Source organism: Paracoccus sp. TOH, assembly GCF_030388245.1.
GTDB lineage: Bacteria > Pseudomonadota > Alphaproteobacteria > Rhodobacterales > Rhodobacteraceae > Paracoccus > Paracoccus simplex.
This window is the reverse complement of the sequence record NZ_CP098361.1, coordinates 266828-293533: the sequence shown is the minus strand read 5'-3', so window position 1 is coordinate 293533 and position 26706 is coordinate 266828. Positions and strand designations below refer to the sequence as shown.

General features: G+C 69.1%; 17 protein-coding genes and 1 tRNA gene. 11 read left to right on the top strand and 7 right to left on the bottom strand.

From position 1 onward, the window contains the following. Nucleotides 1-109 precede the first annotated feature (109 nt). Nucleotides 110-2605 (top strand): FAD-dependent oxidoreductase, encoded by a 2496-nt coding sequence (locus tag NBE95_RS12030; protein ID WP_289895679.1) that lies wholly within the window; start codon nucleotides 110-112, stop codon nucleotides 2603-2605. 73 nt (nucleotides 2606-2678) lie between these two features. Here NBE95_RS12030 and NBE95_RS12025 read toward each other — a convergent pair whose 3' ends face one another. The 5 genes from NBE95_RS12025 to lipB form a co-directional block, all read right to left on the bottom strand. Then, nucleotides 2679-4823, bottom strand: a complete 2145-nt coding sequence (locus NBE95_RS12025; protein WP_289895678.1) for a calcium-binding protein — start codon at nucleotides 4821-4823, stop codon at nucleotides 2679-2681. 222 nt (nucleotides 4824-5045) lie between these two features. Further along, nucleotides 5046-5537, bottom strand: a complete 492-nt coding sequence (locus tag NBE95_RS12020; protein WP_289895677.1) for a DUF2244 domain-containing protein — start codon at nucleotides 5535-5537, stop codon at nucleotides 5046-5048. A 4-nt stretch (nucleotides 5538-5541) separates the two neighbouring features. Then, nucleotides 5542-7218: a cytochrome c oxidase subunit I gene (gene ctaD, locus NBE95_RS12015; protein ID WP_289895676.1), complete on the bottom strand. Its 1677-nt coding sequence runs from the start codon at nucleotides 7216-7218 to the stop codon at nucleotides 5542-5544. A gap of 172 nt (nucleotides 7219-7390) precedes the next feature. After that, nucleotides 7391-7891 carry a cytochrome C gene (locus NBE95_RS12010; protein ID WP_289895675.1) on the bottom strand — a complete coding sequence of 167 codons (501 nt, stop codon included), beginning with the start codon at nucleotides 7889-7891 and terminating at the stop codon, nucleotides 7391-7393. 144 nt (nucleotides 7892-8035) lie between these two features. Further along, nucleotides 8036-8692, bottom strand: a complete 657-nt coding sequence (gene lipB, locus NBE95_RS12005; RefSeq protein WP_289895674.1) for a lipoyl(octanoyl) transferase LipB — start codon at nucleotides 8690-8692, stop codon at nucleotides 8036-8038. A gap of 222 nt (nucleotides 8693-8914) precedes the next feature. On the opposite strand from lipB, the gene metH reads away from it, so the two are divergent. From metH to NBE95_RS11990, 3 genes are all read left to right on the top strand, one after another. Next, the gene (metH, locus tag NBE95_RS12000) at nucleotides 8915-12676 is read left to right on the top strand and encodes a methionine synthase (RefSeq protein WP_289895673.1); all 3762 of its coding nucleotides are present in this window, start codon (nucleotides 8915-8917) and stop codon (nucleotides 12674-12676) included. Nucleotides 12677-12755: 79 nt separating this feature from the next. After that, nucleotides 12756-12842, top strand: a tRNA-Leu gene (locus NBE95_RS11995). Between the two features lie 263 nt (nucleotides 12843-13105). Next, the gene (locus NBE95_RS11990; protein ID WP_289895672.1) at nucleotides 13106-14392 is read left to right on the top strand and encodes an O-acetylhomoserine aminocarboxypropyltransferase/cysteine synthase family protein; all 1287 of its coding nucleotides are present in this window, start codon (nucleotides 13106-13108) and stop codon (nucleotides 14390-14392) included. Between the two features lie 56 nt (nucleotides 14393-14448). On the opposite strand, the gene NBE95_RS11985 is transcribed toward NBE95_RS11990, so the two are convergent. Further along, nucleotides 14449-15282 (bottom strand): SIMPL domain-containing protein, encoded by an 834-nt coding sequence (locus NBE95_RS11985; RefSeq protein WP_289895671.1) that lies wholly within the window; start codon nucleotides 15280-15282, stop codon nucleotides 14449-14451. A 197-nt stretch (nucleotides 15283-15479) separates the two neighbouring features. On the opposite strand from NBE95_RS11985, the gene NBE95_RS11980 reads away from it, so the two are divergent. The 4 genes from NBE95_RS11980 to NBE95_RS11965 all read left to right on the top strand — a co-directional run bounded on the left by NBE95_RS11980 (nucleotide 15480) and on the right by NBE95_RS11965 (nucleotide 23133). Next, on the top strand, nucleotides 15480-18695 hold the full coding sequence (locus NBE95_RS11980) for a hypothetical protein (protein WP_289895670.1): 3216 nt from the start codon (nucleotides 15480-15482) through the stop codon (nucleotides 18693-18695). After that, entirely contained in the window at nucleotides 18695-20608 is a 1914-nt protein-coding gene (locus tag NBE95_RS11975; RefSeq protein WP_289895669.1) for a monovalent cation:proton antiporter-2 (CPA2) family protein, read from the top strand. The genes NBE95_RS11980 and NBE95_RS11975 overlap by 1 nt, the downstream gene beginning before the upstream one ends. A 259-nt stretch (nucleotides 20609-20867) precedes the next feature. Beyond that, nucleotides 20868-22382, top strand: a complete 1515-nt coding sequence (gene gatB, locus NBE95_RS11970) for an Asp-tRNA(Asn)/Glu-tRNA(Gln) amidotransferase subunit GatB (RefSeq protein WP_289895668.1) — start codon at nucleotides 20868-20870, stop codon at nucleotides 22380-22382. Nucleotides 22383-22617: 235 nt separating this feature from the next. Beyond that, nucleotides 22618-23133 (top strand): DUF4177 domain-containing protein, encoded by a 516-nt coding sequence (locus tag NBE95_RS11965; protein WP_289895667.1) that lies wholly within the window; start codon nucleotides 22618-22620, stop codon nucleotides 23131-23133. A gap of 70 nt (nucleotides 23134-23203) precedes the next feature. Here NBE95_RS11965 and NBE95_RS11960 read toward each other — a convergent pair whose 3' ends face one another. Beyond that, entirely contained in the window at nucleotides 23204-23419 is a 216-nt protein-coding gene (locus tag NBE95_RS11960; RefSeq protein WP_289895666.1) for a SlyX family protein, read from the bottom strand. Nucleotides 23420-23467: 48 nt separating this feature from the next. Between NBE95_RS11960 and hisS the strand changes: the two genes are divergently transcribed. The 3 genes from hisS to hisG are packed head-to-tail and all read left to right on the top strand — an operon-like array spanning nucleotide 23468 to nucleotide 26690. Continuing rightward, a complete protein-coding gene (hisS, locus tag NBE95_RS11955; RefSeq protein ID WP_289895665.1) occupies nucleotides 23468-24952 on the top strand; it encodes a histidine--tRNA ligase in 1485 nt (494 codons plus the stop codon). After that, the gene (locus NBE95_RS11950) at nucleotides 24949-26016 is read left to right on the top strand and encodes an ATP phosphoribosyltransferase regulatory subunit (protein ID WP_289895664.1); all 1068 of its coding nucleotides are present in this window, start codon (nucleotides 24949-24951) and stop codon (nucleotides 26014-26016) included. The genes hisS and NBE95_RS11950 overlap by 4 nt, the downstream gene beginning before the upstream one ends. Beyond that, nucleotides 26013-26690 carry an ATP phosphoribosyltransferase gene (hisG, locus tag NBE95_RS11945; RefSeq protein ID WP_289895663.1) on the top strand — a complete coding sequence of 226 codons (678 nt, stop codon included), beginning with the start codon at nucleotides 26013-26015 and terminating at the stop codon, nucleotides 26688-26690. Before NBE95_RS11950 ends, hisG begins: the two co-directional genes overlap by 4 nt. The last annotated feature ends 16 nt before the right edge of the window (nucleotides 26691-26706 follow it).

Genomic DNA, 26706 nt, shown 5'->3' with positions numbered 1-26706 from the left:
CGCCATGTCGCTTTTTGCCGAGAATATGTCGCCGGGATACGGCAGACTGACCCCGGGAAAGCTCTAATCCGGTAAGGGAGCTTTGGGCGCGGAGAAGGAGTCGCTAGCCATGAAAACCCATGTGAAGGCCCTGGTGGTCGGCGGCGGCGCCGTCGGTTGCGGCATCGCCCTGCATCTGGCGCGCGCCGGCTGGGACACGCTGCTGGTCGAACGCGACGAGCTGACGGCCGGCTCGACCTGGCACGCGGCGGGGCTTCTGCCGCTGTTCAACATGGGCTACGCGACCAGCCACATCCACGACTATTCGGTCAAGCTCTATGCCGGGCTCGAGGCCGAGACCGGGCTGAACGCCGGCTTCACCCGCTGCGGCAACCTGCGCATGGCGCAGACCCAGGACCGGATGGACGAATACGAGCTGTATTCCTCGATCGCCGAGACCGTGGGCGTCGAGCATGAATTCATGACCCCCGCCCAGATCAAGGAGCGCTGGCCGCTGGTGAATATCGACGGGCTCAAGGGCGCGCTGTTCCACCCGACCGACGGCTATATCAACCCGGCCGACGTGACCCAGGCCATGGCCCGCGCCGCGCGCATGGCCGGCGCCAGCATCGAGCGCAAGATCCAGGTCAACGGCTATCGCTGGACCGGCGAGGAATGGGTCGTCACCTGCGAGAAGATGATCGAAAAGGGCGGCAACCTGGTCGGCTCGGGCGAGGAGTTCGAGATCCGCGCCGAGCATGTGGTGACCGCGACCGGCAACCACGCGCAGCGCACCGCCCGGCTGCTGGGCATCAAGATCCCGGCGATCCCGGTCGAGCACCAGTTCATCGTCACCGAGCCCGACCCGGCCTTGCTGGCCTGGCGCGAGGCCGGCAACCCCGAGCATCCGGTGCTGCGCGACGCCGACGCGAAATGGTATGTGCGCGAGGAGCGCGGCGGCTGGATCCTCGGCCCCTATGAGCGCAATGCCCCCGCGCGCTTCCTCTACGACGTGCCGGAAACCTTCCGCGCCGACCTGTTCCCGCTGGATCTGGAACGGATCGAAGAAGAATACATGTCGATGATCCACCGGCTTCCCAGTTCGGAAACCGTGGGGCTCAAGGACGATTTCAACGGCCCGATCTGCTATACCCCCGACGGCAACCCGCTGGTCGGCCCGGCGCCCGGCCTGCGCAACATGTGGCTGGCCGAGGGCTTTTCGTTCGGCATCACCGCCGCCGGCGGCGTCGGCCATTACCTGGCGCAGATGATGACCGCGGGCGAGGCCGAGATCGACATGGCCAGCCTCGATCCGCGCCGCTTCGGCCAGTGGATGACCACCGAATATGCCGCGCGCAAGAACGAGGAATCCTACGAGCACGTCTTCATCCTGCACCACCCGGATGAAGAGCGCGAGGCCTGCCGGCCGCTGCGCACCGCCCCGGCCTATGACCGCCAGATCGCGGCCGGCGCCCAGATGGGCCAGGTGAACGGCTGGGAACGCCCCAACTACTATGCCCCTGCCGGGTTCGACGATCACGCCTCGCGCAGCTTCCGCCGCGGCGGCTGGTGGCAATATGCCAAGGCCGAGGCCGAGGCCGTCCGCAACACCGCCGGCCTGATCGACGCCTCGGCCTTCACCAAGCACCGGGTCTACGGCCCCGGCGCCACCGCCTTCCTCGACTGGTTCACCACCAACAAGCTGCCCAAGGTCGGCCGCATCAACCTGACCTATGCGCTGACCGAGACCGGCACCACCCGCACCGAATACACCATCGTGCGGCTGGCCGAGGACGACTATTACCTGATCTCGGCCGGTGCCTGGACCGATTACGACGGCGACTACCTGCGCAAGACCGCCGAGGAGATGGAGGGCGAATTCGGCCAGGTCATCATCCAGGACATCACCACGCAATGGGGCGTCTTCGCCATCGCCGGGCCGAAATCGCGCGCCATCCTGAACGAGCTGGTGCGCGACGCGAACCCGGACACCGTGCTGGGCAACAAGCGTTTCCCGTGGCTGACGATGCGCAATATCGAGCTTGGCATGTGCCCGGTGCGCGCCATCCGCGTCGCCTATACCGGCGAGCTGGGTTGGGAACTGCACCACCCGGTCGAGTTCGGCCGCTACCTGTGGGACCAGCTGGTCGCGGCGGGCGAGAAGCACGGGCTGCAGCTGGTCGGCGCCCGGGCGCAGAACTGGCTGCGGCAGGAGAAATCCTATCGCGCCTTCGGCACCGAGCTTGGCCGCGATGCGACGCCGCTGGAAGCCGCGCTGGACCGCTTCGTCGATCTGGGCAAGGACTTCAACGGCAAGCAGGCGATGCTGGACACCGGCGTGCGCTCGAAATGCTGCACCCTGCTGATCGACGGGCCGTCGGATGCCGATCCCTGGGGCCGCGAGGCGCTCTATACCGAGGACGGCGCGGCCAAGATCGGCCGGTTGACCTCGGGCGGCTGGTCGGTGGCCTTCGGCAAGTCGATCGGCATGGGCTATGTCCGCCCCGACCTGGCCGAGCCGGGCACCAAGCTGAAGGTCCGGATGCAGCGCCAGCTTTGGGATGCGGTGGTGACCGAGGACAGCCCCTATGACCCGGAAAACAAGGTGATCCGCGTCGACGGCTGACCCTCCTCCCCAGCCGCAGATGCAGGAAAGGCCCGGCGTGATGCCGGGCCTTTTTTGCTGTTCGGCCAGCCGGTTACAGCAGGAAATCCGCCCCGGCCAGGCTGTGGCTGCCGTTCAGCGCCACCGAGAAATCCGCCCGGCCGTCGCCATTGGTATCGGCCAGGATCGTGGTCGCATTGCCGGCCCGCTCATAGCGCAGCTCGCCCGCCGCGCCGGTAAAGGCGCGCTCGCCGATCAGCCGGAAGGCCTGGTCGCCGGCCAGCCCGGCATGCGCGTCGATGCCGCGCAGGTCGATGCGGTCGCCCTGGCCGCGGCTGAAATCCTGGATCAGGTCGCGCCCCGCCGCCGCCACGCCCGACTCACCCAGGCCCAGGAACACGAACTGGTCGGCGCCCAGCCCGCCGTTCAGCCGGTCCGCGCCGGCGCCGCCGGTCAGCACGTCATTGCCGGCCCCGCCCAGCAGGCTGTCGGCCCCGGCGCCGCCCAGCAGCCGGTCATTGCCGGCCCCGCCGACCAGCGTGTCATTGCCCCCGGCCCCGAACAGCAGGTTCGCGGCGGCATTGCCGGTCAGCAGGTCGGCGAATCCCGAGCCGTTGACGTTCTCGATCCCGCTCAGCAGGTCTCTGCCCTGGCCGCCGCCGATCAGCTGCGCGCCGGCCGTCGTCAGGTTGACCCGCACGCCCCCCGTGGCCGCGCCATAGGCGACCAGGTCCACCCCGGCGCCACCGTCCAGCCTGTCGTCGCCGGCCCCGCCGACCAGCGTGTCGTTGCCGGCACCGCCCAGCAGCGTGTCGTTGCCCAGGCCGCCCAGCAGCGCGTTGTTGCCGGCATTGCCGCTGATCCGGTTCGCCAGCGCATTGCCGGTGCCGTTGATATTGCCCGGGCCAAGCAGCGTCAGGTTCTCGACATTGGCCTCGAGCCCGCGCGAGAAATTGGTAAAGACCGTGTCATTTCCGGCATTCGCCGTCTCGACCACCCGGTCGCCGGCCGTGACGTAATAGCTGTCGTTTCCGGCGCGGCCGACCAGATCCTCGGCCGCGCTGGTGCCGCGCAGCACGTTGGCCCGGCCATCACCGATGGACCAGTTGTCATCGGCGATGCGGATCGCGACAATCCGCGTGGTGCCGCCATCGGCGAAGGTCATGTTGCCGGTCAAATCGACGACGAGATAGGCGGTCTCGGTGCCCTCGTGCACGCCGTCGCGCAGGGCCGAAAGGGACATGTCGACCTGGTCATTGTAAGGCCGGGTCGAACTGATGCTGATCGAGCCGCGGCCCGAAGTCGCGCCGATGTCGGCCGCAGTCGCCGTGCCGCCGCTGGTCGAGATGTGATAGCTGTAGCTGACCCAATGATTGGTCATGCCGACGAAATTCAGCGCCATGCCGACGCTTTGACCCTCGCGAATGGTGATCGTCTCGGGCAGGTCGGCGACATAGGTCGTGGGCGTGGGGGCGGCGGTGCCGATGATCTCGAACGAGGTGTCGAAACCCAAGGCGCGCAGCTGGTCGTTGGTATAGACGCGCTCGTTGCCGTAGATGTCGGTGATGCGGACATGGGTGACATCGACGGTGCCAGAGGCATTGCTGGACCCGATGCGAATGTCCGATGTGTCGCTGCCCGAAGAGAATTGGCCAAAGCCACCAAGCGAGACATTGCCATAGGCGAAGGGGGCTTCGTTGCCGAACGAATAGGAAAAATCCCGGTCGAAGAAGATACCGACGCTGTCGATCTCGGTCCGATCCCGCCCCGTCGCAGCGAAACTGGCAAGCGTGGCCCCGTCGCTCAGATCCACCACATCCGGCAGGTCCAGCGAGGTCAGCACCGGCGCCGTCGTGTCGGCGCTGGTGCTGCGCACGTCGATGGAGGTGTCCACGCCCACGCGGCGCAGCGCATCGGCCGAAACCGTGGTCCGGTTGCCCAGCAAGTCGGTGATCTCGACATGGGTAATGTGCAGCGGCCCGGCGACGTTATGCGGCAGCACCTGCACGGTATGGCTGTGGCTGCCGTCCGCCCAGTCGCTGCCGCCGCCGTGGATGATCTGGAAATCATAGGCTCCGATCTCCGTCGCCAGCGGGCGGTCGTAATGGACCGTGACCTGGCGCACCCCGTCCGGGTCCGAGACATGGGCAGCAAACACCGCCGCAACCGGGTCGCGGTTCAGGGCAAGGGTGGAGGGAGCGGTAAGCGCCAGAAGGCGCGAGGGGCCGGTGTCGGGCATGATCAACCAATGGTAAACAATACGTGATCCTTGTGCCTTACCCTGTCCCGGATTGCCGCAGTAGCTGGCGATTTGGACAGGTTTCCGAACGCCGTGCTCGCGATTTCAAGGTGCACCGCCGGTGCACCCGCGGTGTACGCCGAGTGTACGCCAGTCACAGCAGGTCTTTCTTGGATATCAGAGGATTACGCGACCCGTTGCGCGCCCTGCGTCCGCAGCCAGCTACCCCCGCAACGCCCCCAGCCGCCGGGTCAGTTCATCCCGCAGCGCCACCCGCTCCTCGGGGGCCAGGAAGGCGCCCAGCTCGACCTCGCGCTTGCCGTCGGTCAGCACCAGGTAATCCTCGACCGGACCATTCGCGCGCAGCACCGCCCGCACCCAATAGGGGTTGGTCCGCCAGATGCGGTCGGCGCGGCCCGGGTCGCTGCGCACCAGCTCGAGCCGGTCGCGCGACAGCAGCATCACCTCCTGCGGCACTCGGTAGCTGCGCCGGATCGCCGCCCACAGCCCCCAGACCGCCAGCGCGGCAAAGGGCAGCAGGCCCCACAGCACCGCCGTGCCCAGCACCGCGATCAGCGGCAGCGCCAGGAAGCCCGCCGTCAGCCCGATCACCCAGACGAAACCGCGCCGCGGCAGGGCGCGATGCGGGCGGATCTCCAGACGGAAAACGGCCCCGGATTGCTCCGGGGCCGCATCATGCCATTGCCAGGGCATCGGCTCAGTGCGCGTGGCTGCGGTCCCAGTCCTCGCGCTTGGGCAGCTGCTCGAACGTGTGCTCGGGCGGGGGCGAGGGCAGGGTCCATTCCAGGGTGTCGGCGTGCTCGTTCCAGTAGTTCGGCACGTTGACGCGCTTGCCGGCGAAAAGCGTGTAGAACACGATGCCGATGAACAGCAGGAAGGACGCGAAGCTGATATAGGCGCCGATCGACGAGATGTTGTTCCAATAGGCGAACTCGACCGGATAGTCGATATAGCGGCGCGGCATGCCCTGGCGGCCCAGGAAGTGCTGCGGGAAGAAGATCATGTTCGAGCCGAGGAACATCATCCAGAAATGCAGCTTGCCCGCCCATTCCGGGTATTGCCGGCCCGACATCTTGCCGATCCAGTAATAGACCCCGGCGAAGATACCGAAGACCGCACCCAGCGACATCACGTAGTGGAAATGCGCCACGACGTAATAGGTGTCGTGATAGACCCGGTCCAGCGGCGCCTGGCTCAGCACCACGCCGGTCACGCCGCCGACGGTGAACAGGAACAGGAAGCCGAAGGCCCAGAGCATCGGCGTCTTGAACTCGATCGAGCCGCCCCACATGGTCGCGATCCACGAGAACACCTTGATGCCCGTGGGCACGGCGATGGTCATGGTCGCCAGCATGAAATAGGCCTGCTGGGTCAGCGACATGCCGGCCGTGTACATGTGATGCGCCCAGACCACGAAGCCCAGGATGCCGATCGCGGCCATGGCCAGGACCATCGGCAGGTAGCCGAAGATCGGTTTCTTGGCGAAGGTCGAGATGACGTGGCTGATGATGCCGAAGCCGGGCAGGATGATGATATAGACCTCGGGGTGGCCGAAGAACCACAGGATGTGCTGGTAAAGCACCGGGTCGCCGCCGCCGGCCGGGTCGAAGAAGTGGGTGCCGAAGTTGCGGTCCATCAGCAGCATGGTGATCGCGCCCGCCAGCACCGGCAGCGACAGCAGGATCAGCCAGGCGGTGATGAAGACCGACCAGGCGAACAGCGGCACCTTGAACAGCGTCATGCCGGGGGCGCGCATGTTCAGGAAGGTGGTGATGATGTTGATCGCGCCGAGGATCGAGCTGGCGCCCGAGACGTGGACGGCAAAGATCGCCAGGTCCATCGAATAGCCGGCCTCGGTGGTCGAGAGCGGCGGGTAGAGCACCCAGCCCACGCCCGAGCCCGCCTGGTCCGAGCCGCCCGGCGACAAGAGCGAGGCCAGACCCAGGGCCACGCCGCAGACATACATCCAGTAGCTCAGGTTGTTCAGCCGCGGGAAGGCCATGTCCGGGGCGCCGATATGCAGCGGCATGAAATAGTTGCCGAAGCCGCCGAACAGCGCCGGAATCACCACGAAGAACATCATCAGCACGCCATGATAGGTGATCATGACGTTCCACAGATGGCCGTTCGGCGTGCATTCGGCCGCGGCGTCGGCGATGAAGCGTGCGCCCTCCAGGCACATGTATTGCACGCCGGGATGCTGCAGCTCCATCCGCATGTAGACGGTAAAGCAGACCGAGATCAGGCCGACGATGCCGGCCGTGAACAGGTAAAGGATACCGATATCCTTGTGGTTTGTTGACATGAACCAGCGGGTGAAGAACCCGCGGGTGTCATGATGGTCACCGTGGCCGTGAACGGCTGCGTCTGCCATGCGTGGACTCCCTCAGAATGCGGCTGGCCGGCCTCGAAGGGCCAGCGGACTCGCTTTCGGTTCTAGAACAAGATCATGACCTGAGGCAATCCGCCACAGGGGCCAAATCCATGGCCCCCGGCCGCTTTTGCGTCTGCCGGGGGCGGGAATGTTGCCGCGCCGCGACAGGGGCTCAGTTCGCGGCGGGTGCCTCGGCTGCCGGGGCCGCGGCAGCGGCCTCGCCAGCGGCCGCATCGGCGGGGGCGGCGCCGGCCTCGGGCGAGTGCTGGGCCAGGAAAGCGACCACATCGGCCTGATTCTTGGCCATCTTGAAGGTCATCTTGGTCTTCAGCGACTTGTCGCCGACCTTCTCCTCGACATATTTGTTCGGGTCGGTGATGTAATGCTCCAGATCCTCGGTGGTCCAGATCTCGCCGGCCTCGCCCAGCTTGATCAGCGCGTCGGAATACTTGAAGCCTTCCTCGGTGCCAGCCTTGCGCCCGACCACGCCGTAAAGATTCGGTCCGGTCTTGCCGCCCTTGACCACATCCGTACCGTCCGGCGCCTGGATCATGTGGCAGGCCTTGCATTTCTTGAACTCTTTCTCGCCCTTGGCGGGGTCGCCGGCCTCTTGGGCCATTGCGGGCAGGGCGAGAGTGATGGCGGCGAGAGTGGCGTAGATGCTGGTCTTCATCGCGTGTCCTCTGGATCTTGCTTATCGTTGGCAGAGAGGACCTCCACGTCCTCCTCCGCACAAAGGGCTAGCACGCGTCAAGCCCGGGGAACACCGGCAAAAAGTAGCAGATCGCGAGAGGGTGATTGTGCCGCGCGGCGAAAGTCAGCCGGCTGGCGGCGGGAAGTTCCGGGCGAAGCTGCGGCGCAGCGCGTCGTCCAGGTCGGCCATGCCGACCGGCAGGCCCATGTCGACCAGGCTGGTCACGCCGTGGCCCTGGATGCCGCAGGGCACGATGCCGGCATAATGGCTCAGCTCGGGTTCGACATTGATGGCGATGCCGTGAAAGCTGACCCATTTGCGCAGCTTGACGCCGATGGCGGCGATCTTGTCCTCGCGCATGGTGCCGTCGAACAGCGGCGCCTTGTCGGGCCGGGCGATCCAGACGCCGACCCGGCCGTCGCGGATCTCGCCCTTCAGGTTGAACGCGGCCAGCGCGTCGATGACCCAGCTTTCAAGCGCCTTGACGAAGGCGCGCACGTCGCGGCCGCGGCGGTTCAGGTCCAGCATGACATAGACCACGCGCTGTCCCGGCCCGTGATAGGTGTATTGCCCGCCGCGCCCGGTCTCGTGCACCGGAAAGCGCGCGTCCAGCAGGTCGGCGGCCCTGGCCGAGGTGCCGGCGGTGTAAAGCGGCGGATGCTCGACCAGCCAGACCAGTTCCTCGGCCCGGCTTTCGGCGATGGCGGCGGCGCGCGCCTCCATGAAGGCGACGGCTTGCTGGTAATCGGTCAGGCCGGGGGCGGTGATCCATTCGGTCATGCGCGCGAGATAGTTCCGACCGGATCGGGGCGCAAGGGCGGTGCCGCGGGCGGCGCCGCGCCGGGGGCTGTCTGCCCCCGGACCCCCGAAGGTATTTGCGAAACGGTGAGGCGGCATGGCGCCGGATCATGAATCCTGTGCAAGATCATTCTGCGGATGTTGAATTTCACTAACGGATCATCTGTGGCTATACAGCAATTCGACCCAAGCGCGGACCGACACATGACCTTGCCCCTTTCCCCCGTCTTCGACGCCCTGCGCGCGGCTGCGCGCGACCGTATCCTGATCCTCGACGGCGCGATGGGGACGCAGATCCAGCAGCTTGGCCTAAGCGAGGCGGATTTCGCCGGCCATGGCGCCGGCTGCGCCTGCGGCTGCCATCCGCCCGCGCCGGGCGAGCATCCGCAGCAGGGCAACAACGACCTGCTGAACCTGACCCAGCCCCAGGCGATCGAGGAGATTCACTATCGCTATGCCAGGGCGGGCGCCGATATCGTCGAGACCAACACCTTTTCCTCGACCACCATTGCCCAGGCCGATTACGGCATGGAATCGGCGATCTACGAGCTGAACCTCCACGGCGCCCGCATCGCGCGCCGGGCGCTGGACCGCGCCACCGCCGAGGACGGCCGGCCGCGCTGGGTCGCCGGGGCGCTGGGGCCGACCAACCGCACCGCATCCATCAGCCCGGACGTGAACAATCCCGGCTATCGTGCCGTCACCTTTGACGGTCTGCGCCTCGCCTATGCCGAGCAGGTCCGCGGGCTGGTCGATGGCGGCGCCGACCTGATCCTGATCGAGACCATCTTCGACACGCTGAACGCCAAGGCCGCGATCTTCGCCTGCGAGGAGGTGTTCGAGGAGAAGGGCCAGCGCCTGCCGGTGATGATCTCGGGCACCATCACCGACCTGTCGGGCCGCACGCTGTCGGGCCAGACGCCGACCGCCTTCTGGTATTCCATGCGCCATGCCGCGCCGATCACCGTGGGCCTGAACTGCGCGCTCGGCGCCGCCGCCATGCGCCCGCACCTGGCCGAGCTGTCCTCGGTCGCCGACACGCTGATCTGCGCCTATCCCAATGCCGGCCTGCCGAACGAGATGGGCCAATACGACGAATCGCCCGAGGAGATGGCGGCGCAGGTTGCCGAATTCGCCCGCGAGGGGCTGGTGAACGTGGTCGGCGGCTGCTGCGGCTCGACCCCCGAGCATATCGCCGCCATCGCCCGCGCCGTGGCCGATCTGCCGCCGCGCGCGATCCCGGAAATCGAACCGCGCCTGCGCCTGTCGGGGCTGGAGCCCTTCGTCAAGACCGACGACATTCCCTTCGTCAACGTGGGCGAGCGCACCAACGTCACCGGCTCGGCCAAGTTCCGCAAGCTGATCACCAATGGCGATTACGCCGCGGCGCTGGACGTGGCCCGCGACCAGGTCGAGAACGGCGCCCAGATCATCGACGTCAACATGGACGAGGGGCTGATCGATTCGAAACAGGCGATGATCGACTACCTGAACCTGATCGCGGCCGAGCCCGACATCGCCCGCGTGCCGGTGATGGTCGACAGCTCGAAATGGGAGGTGATCGAGGCCGGGCTGAAATGCGTGCAGGGCAAGGCCATCGTGAATTCGATCAGCCTCAAGGAAGGCGAGGAGAGCTTCCTGGCCCAGGCCCGGCTTTGCCGCCGCTACGGCGCCGCCGTGGTGGTGATGGCCTTCGACGAGACCGGGCAGGCCGATACCGAGAACCGCAAGGTCGAGATCTGCGCGCGCGCCTATGACCTGCTGGTCAACACGGTCGGCTTCCCGCCCGAAGACATCATCTTCGACCCGAACATCTTCGCCATCGCGACCGGGATCGAGGAGCATGACAATTACGGGCTCGATTTCATCGGCGCGACCCGGCGCATCACCCAGGCCCTGCCGCATGTGCATGTCTCGGGCGGCGTCTCGAACCTCAGCTTCAGCTTCCGCGGCAACGAGCCGGTGCGCGAGGCGATGCATGCGGTGTTCCTGTATCACGCCATCCAGGCGGGCATGGACATGGGCATCGTCAATGCCGGCCAGCTGGTGGTCTATGACCAGATCGACCCGGGCCTGCGCGAGGCCTGCGAGGATGTGGTGCTGAACCGCAAGCCGAAGGCCGGCGGCACCGCGACCGAGAACATGCTGGAGATCGCCGAGCGCTTCCGCGGCGAAGGCGGCGCCAAGGCGCGCGAAAAGGATCTGACCTGGCGCAGCTGGCCGGTCGAGAAGCGGCTGGAGCACGCCCTGGTCAACGGCATCACCGAATATATCGACGAGGATACCGAGGAGGCGCGGCTGAAGGCCGAGCGCCCGCTGCACGTGATCGAGGGGCCGCTGATGGCCGGCATGAACGTGGTGGGCGACCTGTTCGGCTCGGGCAAGATGTTCCTGCCGCAGGTGGTGAAATCGGCCCGGGTGATGAAGCAGGCGGTGGCGCATCTGCTGCCCTATATGGAGGCCGAGAAGGCGGCGGCGGGCGGCGGGGGCGGTTCCTCCAGCGCCGGCAAGGTGCTGATGGCGACGGTCAAGGGCGATGTGCACGACATCGGCAAGAACATCGTCGGCGTCGTGCTGGCCTGCAACAATTACGAGATCATCGACCTGGGCGTGATGGTGCCGGCGACCAAGATCCTGGAAACCGCCAAGGCCGAGAAGGTGGACATCATCGGCCTGTCCGGCCTGATCACCCCGTCGCTGGACGAGATGGCGCATGTCGCCAGCGAAATGGAGCGCGAGGGCTTCGACATCCCGCTGCTGATCGGCGGCGCCACCACCTCGCGCGTGCATACGGCGGTCAAGATCCATCCGCGCTATGCCAAGGGCCAGGCGGTCTATGTCACCGACGCGAGCCGCGCCGTGGGCGTGGTCGGCAGCCTACTGTCCGGTCAGAAGAACGCCTATGTCGAAACTGTCCGCAGCGAATACATGGACGTGGCCAACAAACATGCCCGGGCCGAGGCGGACAAGAAGCGCCTGCCGCTGGCCGTCGCCCGCGACAATGCGGTCAGGATCGACTGGACCGGGTTCCGGGCCAAGGCGCCCGAATTCCTCGGCGCGCGGGTGATCGACGATTTCGATCTGGCCGAGATCGTCCGCTATATCGACTGGACGCCGTTCTTCCAGACCTGGGAGCTGAAGGGCGTCTATCCGCGCATCCTGGATGACGAGAAGCAGGGCGAGGTGGCGCGGCAACTGTTTGCCGACGCGCAGGCCATGCTGCAGCGCATCATCGACGAGCAATGGTTCCGCCCGCGCGCGGTCATCGGCTTCTGGCCGGCGAACCGGGTCGGCGACGACATCCGGCTGTTCACCGGCGAGGATCGCGCCGCCCCGCTGGCGACGCTGCACACCCTGCGCCAGCAGGTGAGCAAGCGTGACGGCCGCCCGAACGTGGCGCTGGCCGATTTCGTCGCCCCCGAGGGCGCCCGCGACTATGTCGGCGGCTTCGTGGTCACCGCCGGCGGCGAGGAGCAGCAGATCGCCGACCGGTTCAAGGCCGCGCATGACGATTTCTCGGCCATTCTGGTGCAGGCGCTGGCCGACCGCTTCGCCGAGGCGCTGGCCGAGATGATGCACGAGCGGGTGCGCAGGCAATATTGGGGCTATGCCGATGAGAGCTTCACCCCCGAGCAGCTGATCGCCGAGCCCTACAAGGGCATCCGCCCGGCCCCCGGCTACCCGGCCCAGCCCGACCATACCGAGAAGGTGACGCTGTTCCGGCTGCTGGACGCCACCGCGGCGACCGGGGTCGAGCTGACCGAATCGATGGCGATGTGGCCCGGCGCCTCGGTCTCGGGCCTCTATCTCGGCCATCCCGAGGCCTATTATTTCGGCGTCGCCAAGGTCGAGCACGACCAGGTGCTGGACTATGCCGCGCGCAAGGGGATATCCCTGCGCGAGGCCGAGCGCTGGCTGGCGCCGATCCTGAACTACACCCCGCAGGCGGCGGTCGCGGCCGAGTGAAAAGAAACCCGCGGCGGGCGGAAAAAATGCCCTTTTCATCCGCCGCGCAAGCGTCTATGAGACGCGAGCCTACGGACGTGCGGTCGTGGCGGAATTGGTAGACGCGCAGCGTTGAGGTCGCTGTTCCCTAACCGGAGTGGAAGTTCGAGTCTTCTCGACCGCACCATTTCTTCCAGAAAATTCAAGTGGTTCTCTTGTCCGGCAGTCCGGCGCCGACCGGCCTTGCGCTGTCGGTCGGGCCATGGCGGCGCTTTTGCGCATCATCCCGGGCCGTGGAACCCCGGCCTCGGCCGGCGGAAAGGGACGCGCCTTTTCCCAAGGGGTTGCGGCGCAGGGCCGCGGTTCTTTCCGCGCGGGATCCGCCGCTTTGCTGTTCCCTTTCCGGGCCGCTTGCGCCTAGTCTCTGCCCCGAACCAGGGGAGAGTTTCCATGTCCGAGAATTGGGGTTTCGACACCACCGCCATCCATGCCGGCAGCGCGCCCGACCCGGCGACCGGGGCGCGGCAGGTGCCGATCTATCAGACCACCGCCTTTGTCTTCAAGGATGCCGCCCATGCCGCGCGGCTGTTCGGGCTGCAGGAGGTCGGCTATATCTATTCCCGCCTGACCAACCCGACCATCGCGGCGCTGCAGGCCCGCGTCGCCGGGCTCGAGGGCGGGGCCGGCGCGGTCTGCTGTTCCTCGGGCCATGCGGCGCAGATCATGGCGCTGTTCCCGCTGATGGGACCGGGGCGCAACATCATCGCCTCGACCCGGCTTTACGGCGGCACCATCACCCAGTTCGCCCAGACCATTAAACGCTTCGGCTGGAGCGCGAAATTCGTCGATCTGGACGATCTCGAGGCGCTGCGCGCCGCCATCGACGACGACACCCGCGCCATCTTCTGCGAATCGATCAGCAATCCCGGCGGCTATGTCACCGACATCCCGGCCGTGGCCGGCATCGCCGATGCGGCCGGCCTGCCGCTGATCGTCGACAACACCCTGGCCACGCCCTTCCTGTGCAAGCCCATCGAGATGGGCGCGACCCTGGTCGTGCACAGCCTGACCAAATACATGACCGGCAACGGCACGGTGACCGGCGGCGTGATCGTGGATTCGGGCAAGTTCGACTGGTCGGCCTCGGACAAGTTCCCCAGCCTCTCGGAACCCGAGCCCGCCTATCACGGGCTGAAATTCCACGAGACCTTCGGCGCGCTGGCCTATACCTTCCACGGCATCGCCATCGGGCTGCGCGATCTCGGCATGACCATGAACCCGCAGGCCGCGCATTACACGCTGATGGGGATCGAGACGCTGGGCCTGCGCATGGCCCGCCATGTCGAAAACGCCCAGAAGGTCGCGGAATGGCTGGAAAACGATCCGCGCGTGACCTCGGTCACCTATGCGGGGCTGGCGTCGTCGCCCTGGAACGCGACGGCGCGGCGGGTCTATCCCAAGGGGGCGGGGGCGCTGTTCACCTTTGCCATCAAGGGCGGCTATGATGCGGCGGTGAAGCTGGTCGACAACCTGAAACTGTTCAGCCATGTGGCGAACCTGGGCGATTCGCGCTCGCTGGTGATCCATTCCGCCTCGACCACCCACAGCCAGCTGACCGACGCGCAGAAGATCGCCGCCGGGGCCGGGCCGGACGTGGTGCGGCTGTCGATCGGCATCGAGGACGCGGCCGACATCATCGCCGATCTGGATCAGGCGCTGGCCGCCGCCACCGCCTGAACATTCACCGCCTGAACATTGCAGGGCGGCGAGTCGCCTCGCCGCCCCGTTGCCCGTCAGTTCGCCGGGGCTTCCCCGGCCTCGCCGGCGTCCTCGGGCGCCGTCGCCGCGCCGCCTTCCGGCCCGTCAACCGGCCGCATGGCGAAGACGGCGGTGACCGAGGCGTTGACGGCCAGTTCGCCCGCTTCGATCGGCGTGTCGGCGGCGCCGGCCGCCTCGGCGCGCATCGCCATCATCGGCCGCGGCCCGCCGCCGCTCTGCTCCTCGGAAAGCGAGATCAGCCGGCCGAGCCGCATCCCCGCCGCCTCGGCCGTCACCTCGGCGCGGCGACGCGCATCGGCCACCGCCTCGCTGCGGGCCTTGTCCTCGGCCTCGGCCATGTCCTCGCGCGAAAACGCGATGCCGCTGATCTCGTTGGCGCCCGAGGCGACCAGCTTGTCCAGCACCGCGCCGAGGCCCGCGATGTCGCGCACCCGCACGGTGACGCTGTTCTGCGCGCCGTAGCCGGTCAGTTTCGGCGGCTGGCCGTCCTGATAATCCATCACCGGCGACAGGTTCAGCCCCGAGGTCTGGATGTCGCGCGCCTCGATGCCCTCGGCCTTCAGGGTCTCGATGACCTTGGCCTGCTGTTCGGCGTTCTGCGTCATCGCCTCGGCGGCGGTGGCGGCGCGGGTGCTGACGCCCAGGGTGATCGTCGCCATGTCGGGCTGGGCCCAGGCCTGGCCCTGGCCGGTGACGGTCAGTTTGGCGACGGGGCCGTGATGCTTCATGACGTGATGTCCCATGGGCGGCGCGGGCGGGGTGTCCGGGGCAGGGGCCTGGGCCAGCAGCGGGCTGGCGCCCAGCACGATCAGCGTGGCCGCGGTCAGCAGGGGTCGAAATTGGGGCATCGGGTCTTTCTCCTGGGCGCGTCGGGGAATGGTTCCGCCGCGTGGTTGGTTTGCGAGCCCGGGAAACGCAGGAAAACCGGTTTTGGATGCCTCACAATCCGGTGTTCGGCTTTTCACGGCAGGCGTTCTGCGTTAGTCCGGGATGATCCATTGTAAAGATGCGCCCCCGCGCAAGGAACCGCAAGGCAAGCCCGTTCATGACGCTTGATTCCGCTACCGAATACGCCCTCTCCTTCAGCGAGGATGCGGTGCATCTTCAACGGCGCGAAAAGGCGCGGGACGGGCAGGCGGCGGGCCGGCAGCCGGCCTGGCGGCATCTGGGGTCGGCGGATTTCGACTCCCCTGCCTTCCGCGAGGAATTTGTCCGGCTGCGCGTCATGGCCGGCGGCACGGATGCCGATGCGGCGCTGCCGGTGACGCTGATCATTCCCGACGACCAGATCCTTTATACCACGCTGACCGTGGCGCCCGGCGCCGACCGCGAGCGTGCGGTGGGCCGGGCGCTGGACGGGCTGACCCCCTATGCCATCGACGATCTGGCCTTCGACTGGGACGGCGACGGCGACAGCGTGCGCGTTGCCGCCGTAGCCCGCCAGACCCTGCGCGAGGCCCGCGATTTCGCCGCGCAATACGGTTTTGCGGGGCAGGGCTATTGCGCCGCCCCCCAGGGCGAGACCTATCCCGGCGAGCCGGTCTTCGTGCTGGACCCGCCGCAGCCGCGGGCGCGTCCCGCCGTCGATCTGGCCCAGGCCGGCGTGACCGCCGCCGCACTGCTGATCGAGGACGAGCCGCCGGCCGCGGCGAAGAAGCCGGCGGCGGCGCTGGATCTCGACCTTGGCGGCGATGCGGCCGAGGCCGCGGAAGCCGGCCCCGAAGCGGCGGCGCCCGCAGCGGTCGCCAGCACCGGGACAGCGCCGGCCGAGGCCGGGGCAGAGCCCGAAGCCGCAGAACCGGCCGCCCGGCTGCAAAACCCGGCCGAACCGATCGAGCCGGTGGCCAGCGCGGCGGATCAGCCGGAAACGGCGCCCGAGGCGGAGCAGGCCGCCGGGACACCGGCCGCCGGGGACGCGGCGACGCCCCCCGAGACGGTCGCGACCACGGCCGAGACGGTTGCCGAGGCCACGGCCGAGCCTGACGCGGCAGACAGCGGGCCGGCGATGGAAGAACCCGCCGCCGCGCCGGAGGAGACCGCCGCGGCCTTCACCGCCGCCCCCGCGCCGGATGAACCCGTCCCGACCCCGAACCCGGCCGCGCCGGTCGCGCGCCAGGCCCCGACGGCCGAGCCGGGCGGGGCGGCGCTGAACCCGCGCGCCCGCGCCTTCCATGAACGCGCCGCCGGCGCCCGCCAGACCCGCCCGGCCGGCAGCGCCCCGCCGACGCCGCGCCGCCCGGGCGAGCGCGGCGGCCTGCTGGGCCTGGTGGCGATGCTGGGCGCGCTGGTCGTCGGGCTGATTCTGATCTGGGCCTTCCTCGTGCCGGGCGAGCGGGACGGGCAACTGGCCGAAATCCCGGCCGCGCCGGTCGAGCAGGCGCCCGCCTCCGCCCAGACCGTCCCCGCCCAGACCGCCCCCGCCCAGACTTCCGCCCCCAAGACTGCGGCTGCGGAGCCGGCTGCGGCACCGGGCGCCGCATCCCCGGCGGCCGTCGCGACGCCGCCCGGTGCCGGGGCAAGCCCGGCTTCGACCGGACCCGCCGCGGTCACGGCGGCCACGCCTGAGCCGACACCGGCCACCGTCGCGGCGCCGGTTCCGGCATCGGCCCTGACCGAGGAAGAACAGCGTCGGGTCATCGTCGCCGCCGCCGCCGTGGCCGCGGCCGTGGTGCCGCCCTCGGCCCAGCAATCCGCGCCCCAGGGCACGGCGCCGGTCGCCGCCGCCAGCGCGCCGGCCCAGGCCATCGCCGCCGCGCGCCCGGCCGCCGCGCCCAGCCCCAGCCCCAGCGCCGAACGCATGCCGGCGCCGGCGCAGACCCGCAGCCAGGCCGCGCCGCGCCCCGCGGCGCCCGGCGCGTCCCGGCTGACCAGCTCGGCCCGGCCGCAGCTCGCACCCCGGCGCAGCACGCCGCAAACCACCACGCCGCGCGCCGATACCGCGCCGACCGTGCCGGCGAACCAGCTGCCCTATGAGGCCAGCCAACGCCGCAGCCCCCTGACCGGCAGCGCCCGCCCGCCGGAACGCAGCCGCCGTGCCGCCCCCGCGCCGACGCCTGTCGCCACGCCCGCCGCCACGCCTGCCACCACGGCGGCCGCTGCGCCGGTGCAGGCGGCGCCCGCCGCCACGGCCAGCAATGCCGCGGCCCGTCTGCGCGGCTCGGCCCGGCCGCCGCTGCGCCCCGAAGGCTCGACCCCCGAACTGATCCGGGACGACGCGCCGGGCGACGGCCTGACCCCGGCGGAACGCCAGCAGCTGCGCGGGTTGATCCGCGATCTGGGCCGGCAATCGGTCCGCGACGGGCGGGCCGCCGCCCGGTCCCTGCCGTTCCAGGGCGAGCGGCTGGCGCAGGCCCGGCCGGCGCGCAAGCCCGGCCAGGCCACGGCCAGCGATGCCGCCAGCCCCTCGGCCATAGACGCGGCGCTGCGTTCCGCCACCACGCCACCACCAGACAAGCCCGACAGCGTCGAGACCGCTGCTGCGCCCGCCCGGGATTCGGGCGGGCTTTTACATGGCTCGGCGCGGCCGCGGCCGCGGCCTCGCCCCGGCGCCGGGGCGGCTGCGGCCGGGCTCTCGGCCAAGGCGGTGGAATCCGCCATCGCCCAGGCGGTCGAGGCATCGCCCGCGTCGCCGGGCGGGGTGCGGCTATCGGCGCTAAGCTCCTCGCCGCTGCCGCCTCGGCGCGGCAAGGCCGCCGAGCCGGCCCCCGAGGCGGCTGCCGACGCGCCGCCGCCCGGCGCCCCGGCCGCCGCCGCCGCCGGCCCCAGCGCCGCCGAGCTGGCCGCGCGCCGCAAGCTCGACGAACAGCTGCAGGCCCAGGCCGAGGCGCGCATCCGCGCCCGCGCCCAGGCCGATGCCGCCGCCGAGGCCCAGGCCCGCGCCCAGGCCGAGGCCCGCGCCCGCGCCCAGGCCGCGGCCGAGGAACGCGCCGCCCGCGCCCGCCGCCAAGAATACAAGCCGCCCGAGGTCGACAACGAGCCCGAGATCGCCGCCGGCGCGCTCGGCAAGGGCGCGACCTCGGCCACCGTCGCCAAATCCGCGACGCAGCGCCGCGGCATGGATACCGGCCGCACCACCATCATCGGCATCATCGGCGCCGGCCAGGCCAGCCGCGCGCTGATCCGCCTGCGCAGCGGCAAGGTGGTGACGGTGCGCCTGGGCGACCGCATCGACGGCGGCACCATCAATTCGATCGGCAACGGCCGGCTGACCTATGTGAAATCCGGCCGCACCCACGAATTGCGGATGCTGGACGGCCGCTGATGGAGACATTCCTGCTGATCGCCACTGTCTACCTGATGACAATGGTGATCGCCGTGCCGCTGTCGGCGCGGCTGGGGCTGGGCTCGGTGCTGGGCTATCTGGTCTCGGGCATCGTCATCGGCCCGGTGCTGGGCATCGCCGGCAGCGCCGGCGAAATGGCCGACCTGCAGCATTTCGCCGAATTCGGCGTGGTGATGATGCTGTTCCTGATCGGCCTGGAACTGGAGCCGCAGGCGCTGTGGCAGATGCGCAAGCGCCTGCTGGGCCTGGCCAGCATGCAGATCCTCGGCACGGTGGCGCTGCTGGCGCTGGCCGCCATGGCGCTGAACCAGGACTGGCATATCGCGGTCACGCTGGGGATGATCCTGTCGCTCAGCTCGACCGCCATCGTGCTGCAGACGCTCAGCGAGAAAGCGCTGATGCAGACGCCGGGCGGACGCAGCGCCTTTGCCGTGCTGCTGACTCAGGACATCGCGGTGATCCCGATGCTGGCGCTGATGCCGCTTCTGGCGACCCGCGCCCCGATCGCCGATGCCGAGGAGCATATCGGCGAGGCCTTCATGCATGGGCTGCCCGGCTGGGCGGCGGCGCTGGTCACGCTGGGCGCGGTGGCGGCGGTGGTGCTGATCGGGCAATATCTGATCCGGCCGTTGTTCCGCTGGGTCTATGCCGCGCGGCTGAACGAGCTCGACACCGCCGTGGCGCTGCTGATCGTGGTGGGCATCGCCTCGCTGATGGAATTTGTCGGCCTGTCGCCGGCGCTCGGGACCTTCCTGGCCGGGGTGATGCTGGCGGGGTCCGAGTTCCGCCACGAGCTCGAAGGCCAGATCGCGCCCTTCAAGGGCCTGCTGCTGGGCCTGTTCTTCATCACCGTCGGCGCCGGCATGGATTTCCAGCTGTTTCTCGAGCGGCCGGTGACGGTGCTGGGCGTCACCGTGGTGATCATCGCCATCAAGGCGCTGGTGCTGCACCTGATCGCCCGGCTGACCGGCCTGCGCGGCCGCGACCGCACGCTGTTCACCCTGTCTCTGGCGCAGGCGGGCGAGTTCGGCTTCGTGCTGATCTCCTATGCCGTGTCGCTGGCGATCCTGCCGCGCGCCCTGGCGCAGGGCTTCCTGCTGGTCATCGCGCTGTCGATGCTGGCGACGCCGCTGCTGTTCATCCTGTCGGACTTCATCTCGCGCCGCATCGCCGAGGAACGCGCCAGCGACATCGCCGACGAGATCGAGGAGCAGCAGCCGATCATCATCGCCGGGGTCGGCCGCTTCGGCCAGGTGCTGAACCGGCTGGTCACCATGTCCGGCTTCAAGACCACGGTGCTTGACCATGACCTCGAGGTGATCCAGCTCATGCGCCGCTTCGGCTTCAAGGGCTATTTCGGCGACCCGACCCGCCCCGAGATCCTGACCGCGGCCGGGCTCGACAAGGCCCGGGTGCTGGTCGCGGCGCTGGACGATCCCGAGGCCAACCTGCGGCTGATCCGCTACGCCAAGGAAAAGCGCCCCGACATCGTGGTGATCGCCCGCGCCCGCGACCGGGTGAACGTGTTCCAGCTCTATGCCGCCCGCGCCGACCATATCGTGCGCGAGACCTTCGACAGCTCGCTGCGCGCCGGCCGCTATGTGCTGGAAAACCTCGGCCTCTCGCCCTACGAGGCCTCCGAGCTCGAGCGCATCTTCTACCGCATGGACCGCGCGCATCTGCGCCAGCTCGCCGAGGTCTGGAAGCCCGGCGTGCCGATGGAGGAGAATCGCGACTACATGACCCTGACCCGCGACCTGAACCGCCAGCTTGAAAACGTGCTGATGGAGCGCTTCGCGCATGGTCCGAGCGCCGCCCCCATCGCCGCCGAGCAGGACGAGGTGCCCGAACACGGCCTGGCGGCCCGCCCCGGCCGGCCCGGCGGGCGCTGAACCGGCCGGCGCCGGCCGGCGTCCCGGCCGCGATGGGGTATTTGGAAAACGGTGAACATGACGGGGCCGGCCCCGCCCGGCGCGGCCGGGGGGCCGTCGCATCGGAGCATTCGGGGAAAGCCGCAATGCGGCCGGGCGGATCGGGGGGCCCCGGCTTCGTCGTTGCGCAGATACCCAGGGTCGCCGCGCCACGGGCCGGGCCTTGCCGGGCGGGCGCCAAGCCCCTAAAAGGCGGGGCAACCTTGCCAGGGAAAATGCCATGCTCGACCATCTGACCTATACCGCCCCGGAACCGAAGACCATTCAGGGTGCGAAACAGGACTGGGAACTGGTCATCGGGCTGGAGGTCCATGCCCAGGTCGCCTCGAACGCCAAGCTGTTCTCGGGCGCCTCGACCGGCTTCGGGGCCGAGCCGAACAGCCATGTCTCCTTCGTCGACGCCGCCATGCCGGGGATGCTGCCGGTGATCAACGAATTCTGCGTGGCGCAGGCGGTCAAGACCGGCCTCGGCCTCAAGGCGGCGATCAACCTGACCTCGGCCTTCGACCGCAAGAATTATTTCTATCCCGACCTGCCGCAGGGCTACCAGATCAGCCAGCTCTATCACCCGATCGTCGGCGAGGGCGAGGTGATCGTGGACATGGCCCCCGGCATCGCCCGTCGCGTCCGCATCGAGCGCATCCACCTGGAACAGGATGCCGGCAAGTCGATCCACGACATGGACCCGAACATGAGCTTCGTGGACCTGAACCGCACTGGCGTCGCGCTGATGGAGATCGTCTCGCGTCCCGACATCCGCGGTCCCGAGGAGGCGGCGGCCTATGTCGCCAAGCTGCGCCAGATCATGCGCTATCTGGGCACCTGCGACGGCAACATGCAGAACGGCAGCCTGCGCGCCGACGTGAACGTCTCGGTCTGCGCCCCCGGCGCCTATGAGCGTTACCAGGAGACCCAGGATTTCAGCCATCTCGGCACCCGCTGCGAGATCAAGAACATGAACTCGCTGCGCTTCATCCAGCAGGCCATCGAATACGAGGCCCGCCGCCAGATTGCCATCATCGAGGATGGCGGCAAGGTGGTGCAGGAAACCCGGCTCTACGACCCCGACCGCGGCGAGACCCGCTCGATGCGCTCGAAAGAGGAAGCCCACGACTACCGCTATTTCCCCGACCCCGACCTGCTGCCGCTCGAGATCGAGCAGGGCTGGGTGGACGGCATCGCCGCCGTCATGCCGGAACTGCCCGACGAGAAGAAGGCGCGCTTCGTCAAGGAACTCGGCCTGTCGGAATACGATGCCGGCGTGCTGACCGCCGAGGTGGAAAGCGCCGACTATTTCGAACAGGTGGCCGCCGGCCGCGACGGCAAGATGGCGGCGAACTGGGTCATCAACGAGCTGTTCGGCCGGTTGAACAAGGAAGGCCTGACGGTCGAGACGGCGCCGGTTTCCGCCGCCCAGCTCGGCGGGGTGATCGACCTGATCGGTTCGGGGGCGATCTCGGGCAAGATCGCCAAGGATCTGTTCGAGATCCTCTGGACCGAGGGCGGCGACCCGGCCGGGATCGTGGAAGCGCGCGGCATGAAGCAGGTCACCGACCTCGGCGCCATCGAGGCGGCGGTGGACGAGATCATTGCCGCGAACCCGGCGCAGGTGGAAAAGGCCAAGGCCAATCCCAAGCTGGCCGGCTGGTTCGTCGGCCAGGTGCTGAAGGCCACCGGCGGCAAGGCCAACCCGGCGGCGGTGAACGAACTGGTGGCGAAGAAGCTGGGCGGCTGACGGGCGTCCCGCCTGCCGCGGCCGGTCCCGTCCTGCGGGGCCGGTGTTCGACGGCCGGTGTACGCCCGGTGTACGGTCCGTGCATGCCGGTCACCGCGAAAACCCCGGCATTTGCCGGTGTTTTTTCCCGCCGCTCCCGAATTTGTGCGGCCCGCAACGCGCGCCGGCGTTGCGCGGCCCGCTTCCCTTGGCAGGCCATCTCGCCTAACCTCCGGATCAAAGGAAAGGCATCCGCATGAGCAGCTACGAATACACCGTCATCCCCGCACCCGCCCGCGGCGAAAAGAGCCGGGGCGCGAAATCCGGGATCGAGCGCTTCGCCGCCACCCTGACCGATGTGCTGAACGACATGGCCCGCGACGGCTGGGACTATGTCCGGGCCGAGACCTTGCCGGCCGAGGAACGCTCGGGCCTGACCAGCCGCACCACGGTCTATCACAACCTGCTGATCTTCCGCCGCGCCCTGGCCGCGCCGGGCCGACAGCAGCTTCCCCTGCCCGCCACCGCGGCCGACCCGCAGCCCGCCGCCGCGGAACCTGCCGCAGCAGAACCCGCAGCCGCGGAAACCCCGGCCGATGCCGGCCAGCAACCGGCGCGCGGCCCCTTCAGCCAGCCGATGCGGGCCACGCCCAAGCCCGCGCCGCTGGCCGCGCCCGGCAACCATAGCCGCGCCCGCGCCGCCGAGCCGCCGCTGACCGCGCCGCCGGCCCCGGCCCCCGCCGGCCCGCGCCTCGGCCCGGCCAGCCGCTGATTTCACCGTTTTCCCAATACCCCGGGGTGAGCCCCCGGCACGGGGGCGAGGGGCAGCGCCCCTCCGGCCCTCACCAATGCGGCGGCCGCTGGTCGGCCAGCGGCACCACGCCCGTCTCGCTCTCGCGTTCCGCCTCGCGCTCCATCAGCATGCCGACATGCCGCGCCAGCCGGGCGAATTCGCTTTCCTGCCGGGCCACGATGCCCGACAGATCCTCGACCGTGCGCGCCAGATAGGCCACGGCCTCCTCCAGCCGCTCGATCCGTTCCTGCGTCTGCTTGTCCATCCATCCTCCATCCGCTAGACCCGCGCCTGGAAAAGCCCGAGGCAAACCATGGCGAAAGATCAGAAGAAACAGCCCCGTCCCAAGGCCGAGACGCCCAAGGGGTTCCGCGACTATTTCGGCGCAGACGTGACCGAGCGCAAGCAGATGCTCGACCGCATCGCCGAGATCTATCATCGCCACGGCTTCGAGCCGCTCGAAACCAGTGCCGTCGAAACCGTCGAGGCGCTGGGCAAGTTCCTGCCCGACGTGGACCGCCCCAATGCCGGGGTCTTCGCCTGGCAAGAGGCCGAGGTTCCGGGCGGCGGCGCCGGCGACTGGCTGGCGTTGCGCTATGACCTGACCGCGCCGCTGGCCCGCGTCGCGGCGCAGTTCCGCAACGACCTGCCCTCGCCTTATCGCCGCTATGCCATGGGCCCGGTCTGGCGCAACGAGAAGCCCGGACCCGGACGCTTCCGGCAGTTCTACCAATGCGATGCCGATACCGTGGGCTCGGCCTCGGTCGCCGCGGATGCCGAGATCTGCGCCATGCTGGCGGCGGCGCTGGAACATGCCGGCATCGCCCGCGGCGACTACCTGATCCGCATCAACAACCGCAAGGTGCTGAACGGCATCCTGGAAGCCATGGGCGTCGCCGAGGGCAAGCCGGCCGACGACGTGCTGCGCACCATCGACAAGTTCGACAAGGTCGGCGAAGACGGCGTGCGCCAGCTGCTCACCGCCGGGCGCAAGGACGACTCCGGCGCCTTCATCGAGGGCGTGGGCCTTTCGCCCGAACAGGCGGGGTCGGTGCTGGCCTTCCTGACCTCCAAGGGCGCGGACAACGCCGACACGCTCTCGAACCTGCGCGCCGCCGTCGGCGCCTCGGCCACGGGCGCCGAGGGCGTCGAGGAACTGGCGCAGATCGCCCGGATGCTCGCCGCCATGGGCGTGGACGAGGATCGGGCGGTGATCGACCCCTCGATCGTGCGCGGCCTCGGCTATTACACCGGCCCGGTCTTCGAGGCCGAGCTGACCTTTGAAATTCTCGACGACAAGGGCCGCAAGCGCCAGTTCGGCTCGGTCGCCGGCGGCGGCCGCTATGACGGGTTGGTGGAACGCTTCACCGGCCAGAAGGTGCCGGCGACGGGCGTTTCCATCGGCGTGGACCGGCTGCTGGCCGCCCTGCGCGCCAAGGGGCTGACGGGCAGCGAGGCGCGGGGCCCGGTCGTCGTCACCGTCATGGATCGCGAGCGCATGGCCGATTACCAGGCCATGGCCGCCGAGCTGCGCGCCGCCGGCATCCGCGCCGAGGTCTATCTGGGCAATCCGAAGAACTTCGGCAACCAGTTGAAATATGCCGACAAGCGCGACGCCCCGGTCGCCGTCATCCAGGGCGGCGACGAGGCGGCGCGCGGCGTGGTGCAGGTCAAGGACCTGATCCTTGGCGCGAAACTCGCGGCCCAGGCCAGCCACGAGGAATGGAAGGCCCAGCCCGCCCAGACAGAGGTCGCCCGTGCCGATCTGGTCGCGGAAGTCCGGCGCATCCTCGGATGAGCAAGCGCGAGAAACAGGCCATCGGCCAGCAGATCCTTGCCGCCTTCCGCGCCGCCGGCGCCGAGGAGGTCGCGCCCGACCTGCTGCTGCCGGCCGAGACGCTGCTGGACCTTTACGGCGAGGACATCCGCGCCCGCGCCTATGTGACCCAGGATCCGATCCGCGGCGAGATGATGCTGCGCCCCGACTTCACCGTGCCGGTGGTGCAGATGCACATGGCCAGTGGCGCCGAGCCGGCGCGCTATTGCTATCTGGGCGAGGTGTTCCGCAAGCAGGACCATGGCGAGACCCGCTCCGAGCATCCGCGCGACAACGAATATCTGCAGGCCGGTTTCGAGCTTTTCGCCCGCGATCCCGAGGCCGATGCCGAGGTGTTCGCGCTGTTTCACGACATCCTCGCGCCGCTGAAGCTGCAGGCCAGCATGGGCGATATGGATCTGCTGATGGACGCGGTGCGCGCCCTGCCGCTATCCGGTGCGCGCCGCGCGGCGCTCTTGCACCACATCTGGCGGCCGCGGCGCTTTGCCAAGGCGCTGGCGCGCTTTGCCGCGCCGGCCGCGCCGCGGCGCTTTCCGGAAACCGGCGCGCCCTGGACCGGGCTGCGTTCGCCGGCCGAGATGCAGGCGCGCATCGACCGGCTGCGCAGCGACGCCGTCGAGGCGCCGCTGCCGCCGCAATGGGTCGAGCGGCTGGAGCGGCTGTTCGCCATCGAGGCCCCGGCCCCCGAGGCGTTGCGGCAGCTGCGCGACCTGGCCGCCGAGATCCCCGACATCGCCGCGGCGGTGGACCGGCTGGAGCGCAACCTCGCGGCGCTGTCGGCGCGCGGCATCGACGTGGGCGCCGTGCATTTCGCCGCCAGCCACGGCCGGCACACGATGGAATATTACGACGGCATGACCTTCAGCTTCGCCGCGGCCGGGCGCGAGGACTGGCCGCCCGTCGCCTCGGGCGGCCGCTACGACGCGCTGGCGGCGGTTCTGGGCCAGGCGCAGGGCCGCTCGATCCCGGCGGTGGGCGGCATCATCCGGCCGGGTCTGGTGCATGAACTGGGGGGGCTGGCATGATCCGGCTGGGCGTGCCGTCCAAGGGGCGGCTGATGGAGCAGTGTTTTGACTGGTTCGCCGACCGCGGCGTGACCCTGTCGCGCGCCGGCTCGGACCGGGAATATGCCGGACGGGTGGACGGGGTCGGAAACGTGGCGCTGGTGCTGCTCTCGGCCGGCGAGATCCCGCGCGAGCTGATGGCCGGGCGCATCCATCTGGGCGTGACCGGCACCGACCTGATCCGGGAAAAGCTCGCCGGCTGGCGCAGCCATGTCGAGGAGCTGGCGCCGATGGGCTTCGGCCATGCCGACCTGATCCTGGCCGTGCCCGCCTGCTGGTCGGATTGCGACAGCCTGGACGATTTCGCCACCATCGCCCGCGATTTCCGCGCCGAGCACGGCTTCCGCCTGCGCATCGCCACCAAGTATCACCGGCTGGTGCGCGCCTGGCTGTCGGCGCAGGAGGTGGCGGATTACCAACTGGTCGACAGCCAGGGCGCGACCGAGGGCACGGTGGCCAACCTGACCGCCGAGGCCATCGCCGACATCACCTCGTCCGGCGAGACGCTGCGGGCGAACCACCTGAAGATCATCGGCGAGGAACCGATCCTGCGTTCGCAGGCGACGCTCTTGCGCTCGCTGGCGGCGGGGGACGCGGCCGAGGTGCGGGATTTCGCGGCGCGGCTCGGGCTCTAGAAACCTGCGGCGGGGC